This is a genomic window from Jonesia denitrificans DSM 20603 (assembly GCF_000024065.1).
Taxonomy (GTDB): Bacteria; Actinomycetota; Actinomycetes; order Actinomycetales; family Cellulomonadaceae; genus Jonesia; species Jonesia denitrificans.
The window spans coordinates 2,171,288-2,186,229 of record NC_013174.1 but is presented as its reverse complement, the minus strand read 5'-3'; the positions used below and the strand labels follow the sequence as shown (position 1 = coordinate 2,186,229).

The window sequence follows — 14,942 nt, the reverse complement described above, 5'->3', positions numbered from 1 at the left end:
AACCGAGCGTGACACGGGTCATCCCATGAATCGGTATCTTTACTTAAGGTAATGAGTTAAAGTAAAGATCTGTGAGCCCAACCAAAAACCACCGCCCCGCAACCCTCGCTGGGGATATCCGCGTCGCAGCCAGCCGCATCGTCCGACGCCTGCGCCGCGAACGAGGAGAAGCCGAACTACCTGAACACCAGTTCATTGTCCTCACCGCGCTCAACAAATTTGGGCCCATGACACCAGGCGCGCTCGCGGAACTTGAGGGTGTAAAACCACCATCAATGACCCGCACAGTCAACGCATTGTGTGAACTGGGCTTTGCGGAGAAACTCGGCAGCGAGATTGACCGGCGGCAAGTTGTGGTTGCACTGACGGACCAAGGCGCCAACGAAATTGCGGTGACCCGCAGACGCCGGGACGCCTGGCTCACACAACAGTTAGCCACCCTCACCCCCAATGAGCGGCAGATCCTCGCACAAGCCAGCGAACTGCTGTCACGAATATCTGGACATACATGAGCCCCACTTTTGCGTCACTGAAGTACTACAACTATCGAATATGGTTTGCTGCCGCCCTTGTTGCCAACGTGGGAACGTGGATGCAGCGCATCGCTCAGGATTGGCTAGTCCTGACAGAACTGACCAACAACTCAGGAACAGCGGTCGGCTTTGTCACCGGACTCCAGTTCCTTCCCGTTCTCTTTCTATCGCCCTACGCAGGGCTCCTCGCCGACCGAGTCGACCGCCGGAAGCTGCTGATGACAACCCAAGGGCTCATGGGGTTGTTGGCTACCTTGCTGGGAGTTTTCACCCTCACTGGGATTGTCGAACTCTGGCACGTCTACGTGTTTGCGTTCCTCCTGGGTTGTGTGGCGGCCTTTGATAATCCTGCCCGCCAGGTGTTTGTGTCAGAAATGGTGCCAGCGGAGCGACTCGCCAATGCTGTCGGTTTGAACTCCGCATCGTTTAACGCTGCCCGCCTCATTGGCCCAGGCGTAGCTGGTCTTCTTATTGCTGCTGTGGGAAGCGGGTGGGCGTTCATTATCAACGGGGTGTCCTTCGCTGCAACTATTTGGGCGATGTCTCGGATGCGTCAACGCGAACTGCAACGCACACCCCGTGCAGCCCGCTCGCGTGGGCAAATCCGGGAAGGAATCCGCTACGTGCGCCACCGCTCAGACATTCTTGTCATTATGGTGATTGCGTGTGTGGTGTCGACCTTTGGGCTGAATTTCCAACTGACGTCAGCACTGATGGCAACGGAAGTATTCGGGAAAGACGCTGCCGGGTACGGGATTTTAGGGTCCATCCTCGCGATCGGATCCCTGTCCGGCGCTCTGGTTGCCGCTCGTCGTACCCGGCCGCGGGTGCGTCTTGTGATCGGGGCAGCCTTCATGTTTGGTGTGTTCGCTGGGGTGATGGCGCTGATGCCCACCTACGAACTGTATGCCCTCATGTCGATCCCGGTGGGGTTCTTCTCCTTGACCATGATGACGGCCGCGAACTCGACGATCCAGATGTCCGTGGAACCTGAGATGCGTGGCCGAGTCATGGCCTTGTACCTCGTCGTGTTTGTCGGGGCTACTCCGGTAGGCTCCCCCATTGTGGGGTGGATTGCCGAAGTGTTTGGTGCCCGCTGGGGTGTGGGCGTTGGGGCGATCACGGCAATTGCCGTGTCACTGTCAGCAGCACTGTGGACCAAACGTCATTGGAATTACCGGGTGGAATACACCTGGGATCGCCGTCCGCATTTGGAAGTGATCTACGATGCGGACCGTGACGGAACCTTAGAACGCGACCGTGAACAGCGTGAACAGACTGCAGACGCGATGCGTGTGCAGCAGCTGCAACACAAGCAGGTGTCTTAGTCGGCAAGGGCCTCGACGACGTAGTCGATGCACTGGGTGAGTGCTTCAACGTCAGCGGGTTCGATTGCGGGGAACAACGCAACACGTAACTGGTTGCGGCCCAGTTTGCGGTAGGGCTCAATGTCGACGATCCCATGTTCGCGGAGCACTCGAGCGACGCGTGCGGCATCAACCTCCTGCGAGAAGTCGATGGTTGCTACGACCCGTGACCGGTGAGCGAGGTCGGCGACAAAAGGGGTTGTATAAGAGCGTGATTCAACCCATTGGTCAATGATGCGCGCCGATGTTGCTGTCCGATCAGTGGCCCAGGCAAGACCCCCGTTGCGGTTAAACCAGTCGATTTGCTCTGCGAGGAGAACAAGGGTCGCCAGTGCGGGAGTGTTGAGGGTTTGCTGGGCGCGCGAGTTGGTGACTGCGATGCTCAGGGAGAGGAAGTCGGGAATCCACCGTTCGGTGGCGGCAACACGCTCGATGCGTTCAATAGCGGCAGGCGACGCAAAGGACAACCACAAACCGCCATCTGCGGCGAAGGATTTCTGCGGCGCAAAGTAGTACATGTCGGTCGCAGTGAGGTCGACGGGGAGTCCGCCAGCCGCGGAGGTTGCGTCAACGACCATGAGGCCGTTGTCACTCACCCGGTGGATGGGGGCCATCGCACCGGTTGATGTTTCGTTGTGTGGCCACGCGTACACGTCAGCATCCGGTGTGGCCTCTGGAAGCCCGGCCGCGCCTGGGGAATATGTGGTGATCGCTGAGGGTTGGAGAAAGGGAGCTTTGTTCGTCGAGTTGGCGAACTTGGATCCAAACTCTCCAAACACTGCGTGTGCAGCGCGGTCTTGCACGAACGAGAAGGTGAGCGCATCCCAGAGGGCAGTGGACCCGCCGTTGCCGAGCAGAACTTCGTACCCCTCCGGCGCATCGAACATTTCCAGCAAACCGGACTGGATGTGTCCCACGAGGTTCTTTACCGGAGACTGCCTGTGTGAGGTGCCTAGAATGTGCCGCCCTGTGGTGTTGAGGGCGTCCAGTTGTTCACTGCGAACCTTCGATGGGCCAGAGCCAAACCGGCCGTCGCTGGGAAGAAGGGCCGCTGGGATGCTGATGGTGTGCGTCACAGGGCTACTGTATCGCGCGTCAGGTGGGGGAAGGACTGTTGTTCGGATGGTGATGCAGGATTCAGCGGGGTGGGGACTGGTCGAGGTGGATGCGGGCAGTCTTTCGCGGAAGTGAAACGGTTTCATGGCATGCTTAGGAGCATAAGCGGACAGATGAAGGGACAGTGTTGTGAGCGATCTCATTGACACCACGGAAATGTACCTGCGGACGATTTATGAGTTGGCGGAGGAGGGGATTGTCCCCTTGCGGGCGCGGATTGCTGAGCGCTTAGGCCACTCAGGTCCAACCGTGTCCCAAACGGTTGCTCGGATGGAACGTGATGGGTTGTTGTATGTCTCTGGTGACCGCCATCTAGAACTCACCGACTTAGGGCAGGCCAAAGCAACTCGTGTGATGCGTAAGCACCGGCTTGCGGAGCGTCTACTCACCGATGTTATTGGGCTGGAGTGGGAGTTCGTTCACGACGAGGCGTGCCGGTGGGAGCATGTCATGTCAGAACGCGTTGAAGAGCGGCTGGTGCAGTTGTTGAACTCACCACGGTATTCCCCATACGGCAACCCCATTCCTGGTCTGGCTGAGATTGGTGTGGGTGATGAGCCGGAAGCGTTCCTTGATGGCGTGGTGTCGCTGACGGATCGGGTCATGCGGGAACCAGCGGCCGGTCAGGTGGTGACCATTGTGCGGTTGGGTGAGCCTGTTCAGACCGATAGTGATTTATTGGGGCGGCTTCACGATGCGGGGGTCACCCCTGGTGCGCAGGTCACGCTCACTGCTTCAGATTATGGGGTGGTGGCGGTGCAGGGGATTGGTGCGCCGATCCTGCTAGATATTCCTCAGGATGTCGCACGTCACATTTTTGTGGCTGTCGCGTGAGGTGATAGTGCGTTGCACCTGGTATGCCAAGGATTTGACAGAGAGCTCCCCGCCATGGGGAGCTCTCCCCATTTGTGGGCGAAAAATTGTGCGTGACCAAAGCGTGACAATCGTGGGGATGGTTGGGTAGAGTAGCGATTGCTTCACCAAACTTGCCTTTGATGAAGTGTTCATGCGGACCGCCTAGCCCTGTCACCGCGTGGAGCCTGGACAACCCGAGACAGGGGCGGGGGAACCACACATTGGCTGGAAGCACAGCCTTGGGGTGAAGTGTGAAAGCTGTACACAACAGCTGGAGCGCCGAGTGACTCCAACTCGAACCCGACAGCTTACCTCGCTGGCATAACTGGAGAGACGACTGTGACTAACGCTGTTTACCGGGCGCGACACCGCCACGAGCGCAATGCTCTCGCGCCACTTGCTGCACTTGCCACAAGTGCAGGCCAGAACGTTGCCAACTACGGGCGACGCTCAGCCATTGTGGCGATTTCTTCAGGTCTTGTTGTAGGTCTGGGAACAGTGGCCACCCCGGCAACTGCTGCACCTCTTGAGGCGCAGAACATTGCGGGCACCATTGACATCTCCTCGTTGACCTCTCAGGCCCAAGCCGCTGTGGGGGCTGCCCCAACCGTTACCGTTGACGTTGACGCGAAATGGTCTGTGGAAAAATCCAAGATCAAGGTCACCCCGGCGCCAGAGCCAGAGCCAGAGCCAGTCCGTGAGGTCACTCAGGCCGCATCACGCACCAACGAGCGCGCTGAACTCACCAGCAGCACTGCATCGACGTCAACTGCTTCCACCACACAGCAGACCACCACCAAGGCAGCTGTCCCTCAGTCAGTGAACGGGAACGCAGTCCTTGAGATTGCGTCCCGCTACGTCGGAGTTCCCTACGTCTCCGGTGGCTCAACGCCTGCTGGTTTTGACTGCTCGGGGTTCACCTCCTACGTCTACGCACAGCTCGGGATCTCCCTGCCACGCACCTCATCCCAGCAACGCTACGCCGGCACCGTGGTGTCCCGCGCAGAAGCAAAACCAGGCGACCTCCTGTGGAGCCCGGGACACATCTCCATTTACGCCGGTGGCAACATGCAAATCGACGCACCACAACCAGGCAAGACAATCCAGTTCCGCCAAATCTGGCAGTCAAACCCTGTGTTCATTCGCGTTTCCTGATTGATCACTCGTTCACAGAAACGGGGGGTGCTGACCTGAAAGGTCAGCACCCCCCGTTTCTTATGCCTGGACACCGTGCATAACCAGGCCATTGGGGGGTAAGGTTTAGGCAAAGGAACCGTGTGGTGACACGGGCCACGTTCACCGCACCACGCTCAAGGAGGCCGCTATGACCACTACCCCCAGCATCCTCGTGGGAGTTGATGGCTCACTTGCTAGTTTGCACGCACTTGACTGGGCAACCGCCCTCGCGAAAAAGTGCGGGGCTAGTCTCACCATTGCGTGTTCCTATTCTCTTCCGACATTCGCGGCAGCCTCCCTTGATGGCGGGTATGCGGCTCTTGATGACAGCACCATCCAAGAAGGCGCGCGTATGGTGCTCTCCAGCGCCGCCGAACGGGTCACCGCGCACGGTGTCCCCGTCTCCGCACAGATCGCCTCAGGGGACCCAGCAGGAGCCCTGGTTGAACTCTCCCAAGGACACAACCTTGTGGTCGTGGGCACCCGTGGACGATCCGGGTTCGCTGAACGCATCCTTGGCACCGTGTCCTCTGCCCTCCCCGCCCACTCAGCCTGCCCAGTGGTCGTCGTCCCAGGACGCGACCTCAAAGAAGACGAACCCCTCCCAGCGATCACACCGGTCAACCGCATCATTGTCGGAGTGGACGGGTCAGACTCAGCACACGGAGCACTCCACAAAGCAGTCCACTTTGCTCAACTCTTTGACGCAGAACTCGTTGCAGTCACTGGAGTCCCCGTGACCTCCGGATCAGGGATCCTCGCATGGCTGCCTGCAGCCGTGGACCACGAACAAGTCCTCAAAGACATTGAAGGTGGACTCAACACCATCATTGACGCGGTTGAAGACGAAAACCCTGGCATGACCATCCGCCGAATCGTGCTCGACGGAACAGGCGCAGAACTCCTCACCGAGTTCTCCCAGGCAGCCGACCTCCTGGTTGTCGGTTCGCGCGGACGCGGCGGATTCGCCGGCCTCCTCCTGGGATCAACCAGCCAAGCAGTCCTTCACCACTCGCAATGCCCCGTCCTGATCATCAACAAAAAAGCCGACCAGGCAGAACCACTGGACGTATCACCAGCACAGAACCAACAACCCGAATAACCAGGACTACGCGGCAACAGCCGGCTCACATCGGTGATGCTACCCCCAACAAAGGAACATCAGCAGGAGCAGAAGACGACTGCCCCTCAATTTCCTCAATCAACGGGCTCGTGAACTTCGCAGGAGGCGGACCAAACGCCTTCGCGCTCTGATGAATCACCGTGTGCGCAAGCGCACGGCCCCCCACAATGCCCACCACAGCACCAACCCCAAACGGGATGAGACGCCCAACAACAACGCCCCCCTGGCGGAAGAAATAGCGCTTCACAAACCGGGAAGACAACACCCGGTTCACCTGCTTAATACTGGACGACGGAACAGCTGTGGACAACGCCTTCGCCCAGTGAGTCATCGACCCACCAGACATCCCCACCACCGTCTTCGCACCAGCCTCACCAAGGACCGACGCAAGAACAAGAGTCTTCCTGCGGTGCGCATCGTGAATGTGGATCCCGTGGACCTCAGCAACAGCAAGACTATAAAAACCAGCGGCACCAAAAAACGCCGCCAAATCCGCTGCCGTCAACGCCAACGCTGTCCCAGAACCCACACCCGGAACCGCAGCAGTAGCCCCTACCGCACCACCCGTGGACGCAAGGATGGTGTGGAGTTCACTGCCCAAAATCTCAATAATCCGTTCCGGGGAAGCGTTCGGATTCCGGCGCCGCAACGACCGCACATGCGCGGCAATACGCGGAGCAGGGATCTTCGTGGCATGGGCAACAGCAGAATCAACAAGGGACTGTGGACCACCAGCGGTCGGAGGATATGGCATCACAACTCCTATTCACCAAAACAACCACCCACAACAAGGCACGGTGGGGAACCATCGTAGCCGCCACGCCTGACATGAGCACCCCGATAATGTGTGACAGGCAGGGGGCTTGTCGCCGTGGAACTCAAAGTCCAGGGCGACAACCCCGAGACGACAAAAATGTGACGTCCAGAAAATCAACTAGTCAAACGCATAATGATGGAATAGGCTGAAGAACTACGATGTTGGAGAAGACAACGTGAACCGAGGCCAACCCCAGAAAATTGCCCGGTGGTAACGGCGAGTTCACGTAGACCTAACATCAACCGCCTAGCGTGGGTATGTCATGAGATGGCAGAGAAGCTGACTGGCACTCCCCGCAACGAAACGGGCACCCGCCCACACCAGAACTCCAGGTGCTGTCCCACAGTACCTGCACCCCCGTACCAACCCACGTGGTGGTACACAGTAAAGAAAGGAGAAGCCAATGACAGTTTTACTCCAGCGCCCTGTGACGCTTGATATCAACGGAGTTGAACATCGCTTCAGCTGCTCCATGCCGGGATACACCCTAGAGCGTGGACGTAGCGAAGGCTTCGTGATCGCACGCTGCAACGACTGCGGCGCCATGCGCATCATCAACGAGCAACAAGCCGCGTAACGGCCACAGCCGGGACGGAAAACCAGACCGTGAATGCCAGCAGGCATTCACGGTCTTTGCTTTCCCCACCAATCACTCAGTGATCGTGGCGTGAACCTCCGCGCCAGCAACAATGGTCCGCCCCACCGTGCATTGAGACTCAATCGTGCGGTGAAGGAGCGCAACAAGCCGCTCACGCGCCTCTGGGTCCAACCCAGACAAGTCCACCACAAGCCGCTCATCCACCGAGGTGTACCTGTTGTTCTCCTCATCCTTGACAGTCGACACCTGCACCTGTGCGGTGTAATCATCACCCACACGGCGAGCCAACGCCTTATCCGTCACCAAACCGGTACACGCCGCGGCAGCAAGCTTCAGCACCTCACCAGGAGTAAAAGCTCCCTCGACGCCAGCGCCCGCGAACCGCACGGTCGCGCCACGGTCATTATGGCCAACATACTCACGTGGACCCACACGCTCGACCCACACAGAATCAGCCGGAGCCTGTCCAGGGGTTAATAGTTCATCAGTCATGCCCCTAGTCTCCCACCCACACCCCCAACACCAAGCGCTTGTCCGCGCACAGCGCACAGCGCACAGCATGCACCGTGACGTGACGGGCTGGCGTGACGTGACGTGACGTGACATGACGTGACGTGACGTGACGTGACGGGCTGGCGTGGTGGGTGGGCGCATCGGCTGATGGACGGCCCCGCAAGATCCGCCTCTAGGTGGACGCGCCATCCTGCCTACTACTGGCAAAGTAGGGGGCAATCATGATGTGCTCCCTGCAGACGAGCAGGCAGCGACTTTGAGGAGTGATATGAAGCGCACCCAGTTGATCATCGGCGCGATCGTGTACATTGGCGTGACCGTTGGCGGGTATATCCTCATTTCCACGAACACCCCCTACCGGGCGTTGGATCGAGTCGCACCCGTCCCAGTGCTTGAACAAGCCGCAAACGAACTGAGCTGGAAACTGCCCAGCTACGTGCAAAGCTCCATGGCCGAAGGCGTGAAAGTCGAGGATGACGACATCACCCAGATCGGGAAAATCTCCCTCACCCCCACCGCGGTCAACAAACTCGATGAACTCATTGACACATTTGAGAAAGACCTCATCTCCGAAACAGATACCTACTTCAAGGAATCAGAGATCCTCACCGCAGAACAGTTAGAAAACCCTGAATACACAGTGGAGTGCAGCACCTGGTCAGACCAAGGCGTCACCGCGATCGACTCCGAGTCCGTGTCATTCAACGTCATGATGGGGTGTGACCGCCGGGTCGGTGACTACCTTGACTCCTACTCCGTGTCCCGCCATTGGTCCTTCATCTACACCAAAGCTGACGGCGCCATCGTCGACGTGCGCAACCGGTACTAACGCAAACAACCCCACCAGACATCAGGTTTTTGCGCCAGCAACCCGCCCAGGCTAGTCTTGGTGTGGCCTCACAGCCAAGCGCTCGTAGCTCAGGGGATAGAGCACCGCTCTCCTAAAGCGGGTGTCGGCAGTTCGAATCTGCCCGAGCGCACGTACATAACCGCAGATCAGACGGTAAAAAGAGTCAGCCTGCCAGTGCCAAGCTGGTGGGCTGATTCCCGTTTAAGGAGCAAGCATTTTGCAGTTCTCTCAGACATAGCATCAGAAACGATGTCCAAGTCTTTATCAAAGAGCCCTGCATACGTGTCCAAAGTCATCGCTGCAGACTCATGTCCCAGAAATGTCTGAATAGCCTTGACCGTAGCCCCAGAGGTAACGGCAATAGACACTGCCGTGTGGCTTAGAGAGTGGAGTATTATTCTTTCGGAGCCCTGATCTCCGATGTTTAGTGTATTTCTCATATGAGGATACCCTTGCGGGCGCCATTGCTGCTTGCCTGTGGAAGGAGCCCTCGGCTCTTCACAGGGTACATAGTTCCTGATGGACATAGGAAATATCCCGCGAACGTGGTAACCATCTAGCAGCTATGACGTAGTGCGGAGAACTAACAGCGGCTGGGCGTGCCAACCCATCGCATCGAGCTAAGGTGACAGCGATTTATGGGAAAACAACGAAGAGCGCTCTTACACTTCACAGGGTTCGAGACTGCAAAGTTGGTTATCACTTCGGGAAAGCTATTGGTTCGTCCTCTTGGGAAAGCGTCAAACGACTTACGCGAGTTCAAACCAGCGATTCCCTCTATCGGCTTTGATGGCACGAACTATGTTCACGAACTTTCTGATGATAACGAAAGGCTTCGCGAAGCGTTTCTCCACTTTCGAACTGAACACATCTACATGAAGTGCTTCTCAAGAGAATCACCGAGCGTGTCTTGGGATTCGCAAGCGAGCAAGATTCACTCTTCGACTCTTTGGTCTCACTATGGTAATCAAGGTGACGGTGTAGCACTTGTTTTTGATGAAGAGAAGCTGATCAATGCGTTCGAAAAAGCTTCAGATGTGCAACAGGTTCTATCTTGTCGAGTTCGCTACACGAAGCGTGAATGGAATCGATCGACAGACCCGCAAATACCCTGGATGGAAAATGACGCTCACCTTACAGAGAGAGTGCTAAGGGAGTTTCATGTGCGGCACGCTGTGAGAACGTTGTTTACGAAGCACGATTCGTGGTCCTACGAAGACGAGTTTAGGATTGCGATTATTGACGACTGCCAAACGCACGACGCAGGGCCGTTCTTAGATGGTATTGAGGTGGACATTAGGAAGGCTTTGACAAACATCGTCCTTGGGTCGGAGGTTCTATCAACTAGAGATGTTCGTCAGTTAGTGAAGCTTAAGAAAGAGCTGCCCAAGGGAGTGGCAGTTGCAGCAATGGTCAATAACAATAGTTCGGAGGGTGGCGAGGAAATAATGTTCCCTCATGAACTCGCCGCTCTGTTGGACGCTCATCAGCGCGAGAAGTGTGCGATAAGGGAGCCTATATCCCCTTACAGCAGCAAACCTCTCTACTGGGAATGCGGTTTTCTAGACTTGGTTACAGAACAGGTCGCCGCATTGTTTACAGAACTATCAGAGTGGGCAAGTAATGAACGGTTCGACTATTCAAGCAGCCAGGAACGAGTTCTTGCGGAATTGGATCGGAACCGGCGGATTTTCAAGGCTAGATTAGCGGCTCCCACAGGGTGCATGGAGCTAAGATTCTTCTTTCAAGAACACAAGGAGGCTGGTGTTGCTGAACTGTTGTGGGATCTCAACGTTCAAATCTTTGAAGAAGATAGCAAGGATCGGAAGCAAGCAGCGTTTGAAATTCCGACGATAACGAGCACTCCAATGAATCTAATGCAGGATAATAATGATGGTGAACTACCGATTTTCGAAATGGCTGCGTCTGCACGTGACGCAATTGAACTGACTCAAGAACGAGGAGAACTCGAGTTAATGGAGTTCTTCGAGCGTGCTGCTCCAAAGATCGCCAACACCTTTGTGGGGTCCCTCAGGAGACGACCGTTCGTTACGACATGGGTTACGCAAGATGATCTTGATGGTTTGAACGAGTGGGCAAAGAACTATACGAAAATCCTTAAGCAGCGGAAGAGAGAGCTAAAGAAACGCTACGGCCTTTAGTCCGCAGATAGAGCGCAAATTGTCGTCAGAAGGCTTGGTCTCACGTTAGATCCAGCTGGGGATTATGTGCTCCGAACATGGCTTATGTTCCTCAGGTCAGCTTCTTCTCCGGTCTCAATTTGACCTCTTAAAGCGGTTGCTGGCCGTTCGAATTTGCCTGAGTACACCACCACAACAACAGCATTCGGGACGGTGATCCTGAGTGCAGTTGTGCTTAATGAAGCGGTCTCAATCACTAGTAGAGTGTCGCGCTCGGTGGTGTCATAGCGTCGAAGCAATACTCCCGATCAACAATGTTCCCTTTGCGTTACGTGTGGGATCGGTCTGAGGAGGCAAACGCGTATGTCGTTTATTATTGTGTGTGTTAGATGATGCAGCTTTGAACAGTGAGCTGATCGGCTATAGATTCGCCATACGTGAGGTGTTGTCGGCTGAGTTCGTAGAGGTCTGGGTGGCGAGCAAGGAAGCCCATGTGATGGAACTTCTTTACGCTTGCTATCCCTAATTGCCTCCACGTGTAGCGCTCTACATTGACTAGCCCATATTTGAGCACGTTCTGCCGCCTTGATTAGCTCGTGCACCCGCATGGCTTCGCGCGCAGCTGGCGAAAGCGTGTCTACAACATTGCATGGACTCTACTCAAATTCCGAGGGTATAAATCTGCGGAACATCCTCGTCTGTAAGAAGCCTGATGGGATCTTAAGAATCGATTTGACGAGCTTCGTGCTGATGGGAAAGTTGGGCAAGAGTTTATCCCAGATATGTCCGGAGGTCCTCGTAGTTGGATCGATGCGCCCACCTGGCGCTGCATCTTGAACTGGCTTTCCAAGAGACTGTCACCGCGTTGGTGGTAGCAAAAAACTACTGTGTGGGCATTGTTAGCTGGAGGTTTTTCATGCACTGGACACTGAGGCTTTCGAAGAAGATGATGTTTCTTCTCAGACTGGAACGTGATTCCTGATAAGTGGACTGGTTGGGCTGGAGATTTGGCCTCGGCGATGGCCAACATCAAGAAGGTGATGGAATGGAATACGCGCGGGAATCTTGAGGATGTTGCGGAAGCGCTGGTTGGACAAGATGACAATTTCCGGTCCCACCCTGGTATTTCCGGGCTTATCTTGGACAAGGAAGTCGATGGCCGGTGGCAAACCATTGGCAACACCTGTAACAGGGATGATCTGTGCTGTGATGGTGACGCCATTGTCCTTGCGAAACGGCTTGAAGACGGCGATGGAACTAATAGCCACCTTCTGTCGTCAACGTTGCGTAACTACTACAACGACACGGCTGCTCTGGCGGATCGCTTCAAGCAGATCGGGTGGAGCGTCGGAGCGACGAACGAAAGCGATGCGGCTGACATATTTTTCTCCCAGGTGACGGGTTTGAAGAATGACGGATTCCGTAAGATGTTGGACGGCGGCGCAACAGAAGAAGTCGTTGACGCTGCTTGTAAGGCGCTGGCGAAATTCGTGTTCTAACCCTCAGTGCGGGTTTTTGCGTGGTGGGCTGTGAGTGTGTACTTCAAAGTACGAAGCAAGCAGCCCACCCACACGATCCCAGCAGTAACGCCTTGCACACCATATGTTCTGTACGGGTTGACCGAAGTCCATATGCCAGAATCTAGGGGAAACCCACCAACTGGCGCACCCTCAGCCAGCCACACAAATATGCATGACGCGATGCCTGCGGCATATAGCGCCACGGGGAGAACCAACAACGCGTATAGCGGTGGTGCTGGTTTCGATTTCCAGATCATCAGTATGAATGCGCCTAGTGGGATAAGGATCGGTCCGATAAATACGATCGGTAGAACGTACCACACCAATTCTGAGTTCACTATCAGGAAATACGCCGATTGAGAGATCGCTAAGGCTGCTGCTGGCCACATGATGGTTTTCCACACGGGTGTGGGTGTTTGTGGTTCCGGGGTGTTCATTCGTTGTCCTTGTCCTCAGGGTTTCATGGTACAGAAACCGCCTTCGTCATGACTGCGTCTTATGTGGGGTTTATGGGCGCATCACGTGAACACCTGAGCACAAGGCTTTGTCCTTGTTGTCGGTTTTTCGTGACTACCAGGAGGCATCAGCGGGTTTCCTGAGCTTGGGTCTGGTGGTGACCTGGACAACCACTACTTCTTTTCACGCAACTACACGCTGATTGACATGGCTGGGAGCTACAGCAGTAAGGAAAATTCATGGGCACCGACACGATACTGGGTAGCACCGACCTTGTGATGAGCGGGGTGGGAGGGTGGTTTGGCGGGTTCGATGGGTTGTTTCATGCCCTCGTCGCCTTTGTTGTCGCGGACTATGTTTCTGGTGTTCTTGCAGCGGTTAGTGAGCGCAGGCTCAGTTCTTCTGCAGGGTTTCGTGGTATCTCACGCAAAATACTTATCTTCACGTTTGTGTGTTTCGCGCACGTGCTGGATGCCTATGCTCTGGGTGGTTCTGGGGTGCTGCGCACAGCAACGATCTTCTTCTATATCTCCAACGAGGGTATCTCGTTGATCGAGAATGCCACCCGTCTTGGGTTGCCTGTACCCGCTTGATCATTCACAACACCGCAGGAGGCACAGATTCATCAAACCTTCAGCGATTGTCTCGATCTCAAAACTATGGACGACAAGCGTCGGTGACATATCTTCTGATGGAAACATGAGCAACGAAGCGTTCATGCATATCTAGATCAGTGCCAACCAGCCTGTTGAGGGACTGAACGAATGAACGCTAGCGGCCGCATATTGTAACCCGGTATTTCCCCTACTGTATTTTCAGTGACGGCGTGAGGAAAGCTGAGTTTTTAGACATTATGGCGGGTGAGTATGGCTTTCACAACATTTTCTTTCCCCAAGAGTACTGAGCATCCAAAATCATCTCCGCCCTGCTGCTCAGAAACAACGACGGCAGAAAGGCGCACTCTAGCATCGACCAATTTTTTGATTTTCTTGGCAGTACCGCGATTGACATAGCCAATCTTCTGACCGTGTTCGGTTGTGAGGTAAGTAGCATGAGAATCATGAATGTTCTCTGGTTCAGGCACTGGTATTAGTCTCTGTCCTACCACGAGCTTTGGCTGATCATAAAATGCCTGACCTCGAATTGGAATAATCCACACTCCAAATTTTGCTAGTGTAGAAGAGGAGCTTGGTAGTACTTCGTCGAAACCATTTATCGTTAGTGATGGATAGTGGTTCCCTGAATGTTCAATAATTTCAAGGTTGGGAATTCCAGGCGAAACTTCTGTGACGCTACACTTCGCGGTCGAAGGTTCCATCGAACGCGCGTATCCATCCACTGTCCTGAAGCCAGTTTTCAAAGAGATCTTCACTGGAATCGTTGGTGCAAGATCTGGAGTGTCCAGAGTATTTTCCGGGTGGAGCTTGTTGTCTTGGAAGTGATGTTGTTTAGTGCTCAACTTCGGAAAGTTGTCTGCCGGAACCCCCACATTCTCCACTTTTTTATTGAAATTCTTGTGTCGTCCCCTGAGACGCCACACGATGATGACTCCGAGCATTCCAATGAGCACAAGTGGTTCCATGGCCTCTTGATAGCACATGAATTCGGTGGTGTAGAGGCTTTGTCAGTGAGGGGTTACCGCTACGGCCGCCGTCCGGTCACTGTAGTTGTGCCGTGGCGGAAAATGGGCGCACTGGCAGCCATAGTGGTGGGCGGTGGCGCTTTACCCCAGGTGGCCCTATTTTTTTCACGCTGAAACGACTGCGCCACATGTCCATGGGGAGAACTCCCCATGGACATGTGATCTTCACTACATCAACCCGCAGAATGTCGCGGAATTATGCGCTTTACGTTGCACTTCGATAACGAATAGTTTC

The 14,942-nt window shown here is 55.3% G+C and carries 15 protein-coding genes, 1 tRNA gene and 1 riboswitch; of the genes, 11 read left to right on the top strand and 5 right to left on the bottom strand.

What is annotated here, in order from left to right:
• The first annotated feature begins 71 nt into the window (after positions 1 to 71).
• Both JDEN_RS10025 and JDEN_RS10020 read left to right on the top strand, forming a co-directional pair.
• A complete protein-coding gene (locus tag JDEN_RS10025; protein WP_015772258.1) occupies positions 72 to 512 on the top strand; it encodes a MarR family winged helix-turn-helix transcriptional regulator in 441 nt (146 codons plus the stop codon).
• Positions 509 to 1,861: an MFS transporter gene (locus JDEN_RS10020; protein WP_015772257.1), complete on the top strand. Its 1,353-nt coding sequence runs from the start codon at positions 509 to 511 to the stop codon at positions 1,859 to 1,861. The genes JDEN_RS10025 and JDEN_RS10020 overlap by 4 nt, the downstream gene beginning before the upstream one ends.
• Here the strand turns inward: JDEN_RS10020 and serC are convergent.
• Positions 1,858 to 2,976: a phosphoserine transaminase gene (serC, locus tag JDEN_RS10015; RefSeq protein WP_015772256.1), complete on the bottom strand. Its 1,119-nt coding sequence runs from the start codon at positions 2,974 to 2,976 to the stop codon at positions 1,858 to 1,860. The genes JDEN_RS10020 and serC overlap by 4 nt on opposite strands.
• Positions 2,977 to 3,145: 169 nt before the next feature.
• Between serC and JDEN_RS10010 the strand changes: the two genes are divergently transcribed.
• The 3 genes from JDEN_RS10010 (at position 3,146) to JDEN_RS10000 (ending at position 6,149) form a co-directional block, all read left to right on the top strand.
• A complete protein-coding gene (locus tag JDEN_RS10010) occupies positions 3,146 to 3,850 on the top strand; it encodes a metal-dependent transcriptional regulator (protein ID WP_015772255.1) in 705 nt (234 codons plus the stop codon).
• 193 nt (positions 3,851 to 4,043) lie between these two features.
• Positions 4,044 to 4,208, top strand: a riboswitch (cyclic di-AMP (ydaO/yuaA leader).
• Between the two features lie 2 nt (positions 4,209 to 4,210).
• A complete protein-coding gene (locus tag JDEN_RS10005) occupies positions 4,211 to 5,026 on the top strand; it encodes a C40 family peptidase (protein ID WP_015772253.1) in 816 nt (271 codons plus the stop codon).
• A 169-nt stretch (positions 5,027 to 5,195) separates the two neighbouring features.
• Positions 5,196 to 6,149, top strand: coding sequence for a universal stress protein (locus tag JDEN_RS10000; RefSeq protein ID WP_015772252.1), 954 nt, complete (start codon positions 5,196 to 5,198; stop codon positions 6,147 to 6,149).
• Positions 6,150 to 6,174: 25 nt separating this feature from the next.
• Here the strand turns inward: JDEN_RS10000 and JDEN_RS09995 are convergent, their stop codons facing one another.
• Positions 6,175 to 6,924: a hypothetical protein gene (locus JDEN_RS09995; RefSeq protein WP_015772251.1), complete on the bottom strand. Its 750-nt coding sequence runs from the start codon at positions 6,922 to 6,924 to the stop codon at positions 6,175 to 6,177.
• A 466-nt stretch (positions 6,925 to 7,390) separates the two neighbouring features.
• Here JDEN_RS09995 and JDEN_RS13850 point away from each other — a divergent pair, with 466 nt between their 5' ends.
• Positions 7,391 to 7,564 carry a hypothetical protein gene (locus tag JDEN_RS13850; RefSeq protein WP_015772250.1) on the top strand — a complete coding sequence of 58 codons (174 nt, stop codon included), beginning with the start codon at positions 7,391 to 7,393 and terminating at the stop codon, positions 7,562 to 7,564.
• 72 nt (positions 7,565 to 7,636) lie between these two features.
• Here JDEN_RS13850 and JDEN_RS09990 read toward each other — a convergent pair whose 3' ends face one another.
• Positions 7,637 to 8,077 carry an OsmC family protein gene (locus tag JDEN_RS09990; protein ID WP_015772249.1) on the bottom strand — a complete coding sequence of 147 codons (441 nt, stop codon included), beginning with the start codon at positions 8,075 to 8,077 and terminating at the stop codon, positions 7,637 to 7,639.
• Between the two features lie 289 nt (positions 8,078 to 8,366).
• On the opposite strand from JDEN_RS09990, the gene JDEN_RS09985 reads away from it, so the two are divergent.
• From JDEN_RS09985 to JDEN_RS09965, 4 genes are all read left to right on the top strand, one after another.
• Positions 8,367 to 8,927 (top strand): hypothetical protein, encoded by a 561-nt coding sequence (locus JDEN_RS09985; protein WP_015772248.1) that lies wholly within the window; start codon positions 8,367 to 8,369, stop codon positions 8,925 to 8,927.
• Between the two features lie 78 nt (positions 8,928 to 9,005).
• Positions 9,006 to 9,078, top strand: a tRNA-Arg gene (locus JDEN_RS09980).
• A gap of 508 nt (positions 9,079 to 9,586) precedes the next feature.
• Positions 9,587 to 11,110, top strand: coding sequence for a DUF2971 domain-containing protein (locus JDEN_RS09970; RefSeq protein WP_015772247.1), 1,524 nt, complete (start codon positions 9,587 to 9,589; stop codon positions 11,108 to 11,110).
• Positions 11,111 to 12,060: 950 nt separating this feature from the next.
• A complete protein-coding gene (locus JDEN_RS09965; RefSeq protein ID WP_143713291.1) occupies positions 12,061 to 12,588 on the top strand; it encodes a hypothetical protein in 528 nt (175 codons plus the stop codon).
• On the opposite strand, the gene JDEN_RS09960 is transcribed toward JDEN_RS09965, so the two are convergent.
• Positions 12,585 to 13,046, bottom strand: coding sequence for a hypothetical protein (locus tag JDEN_RS09960; RefSeq protein ID WP_015772244.1), 462 nt, complete (start codon positions 13,044 to 13,046; stop codon positions 12,585 to 12,587). The two genes, JDEN_RS09965 and JDEN_RS09960, sit on opposite strands and share 4 nt — an antisense overlap.
• A 258-nt stretch (positions 13,047 to 13,304) precedes the next feature.
• On the opposite strand from JDEN_RS09960, the gene JDEN_RS09955 reads away from it, so the two are divergent.
• Complete coding sequence (locus JDEN_RS09955) at positions 13,305 to 13,658, top strand: phage holin family protein (protein ID WP_015772243.1); 354 nt, start codon at positions 13,305 to 13,307, stop codon at positions 13,656 to 13,658.
• Between the two features lie 251 nt (positions 13,659 to 13,909).
• Here JDEN_RS09955 and JDEN_RS09950 read toward each other — a convergent pair whose 3' ends face one another.
• Complete coding sequence (locus JDEN_RS09950) at positions 13,910 to 14,647, bottom strand: HIRAN domain-containing protein (RefSeq protein ID WP_169304108.1); 738 nt, start codon at positions 14,645 to 14,647, stop codon at positions 13,910 to 13,912.
• Positions 14,648 to 14,942 lie beyond the last annotated feature (295 nt).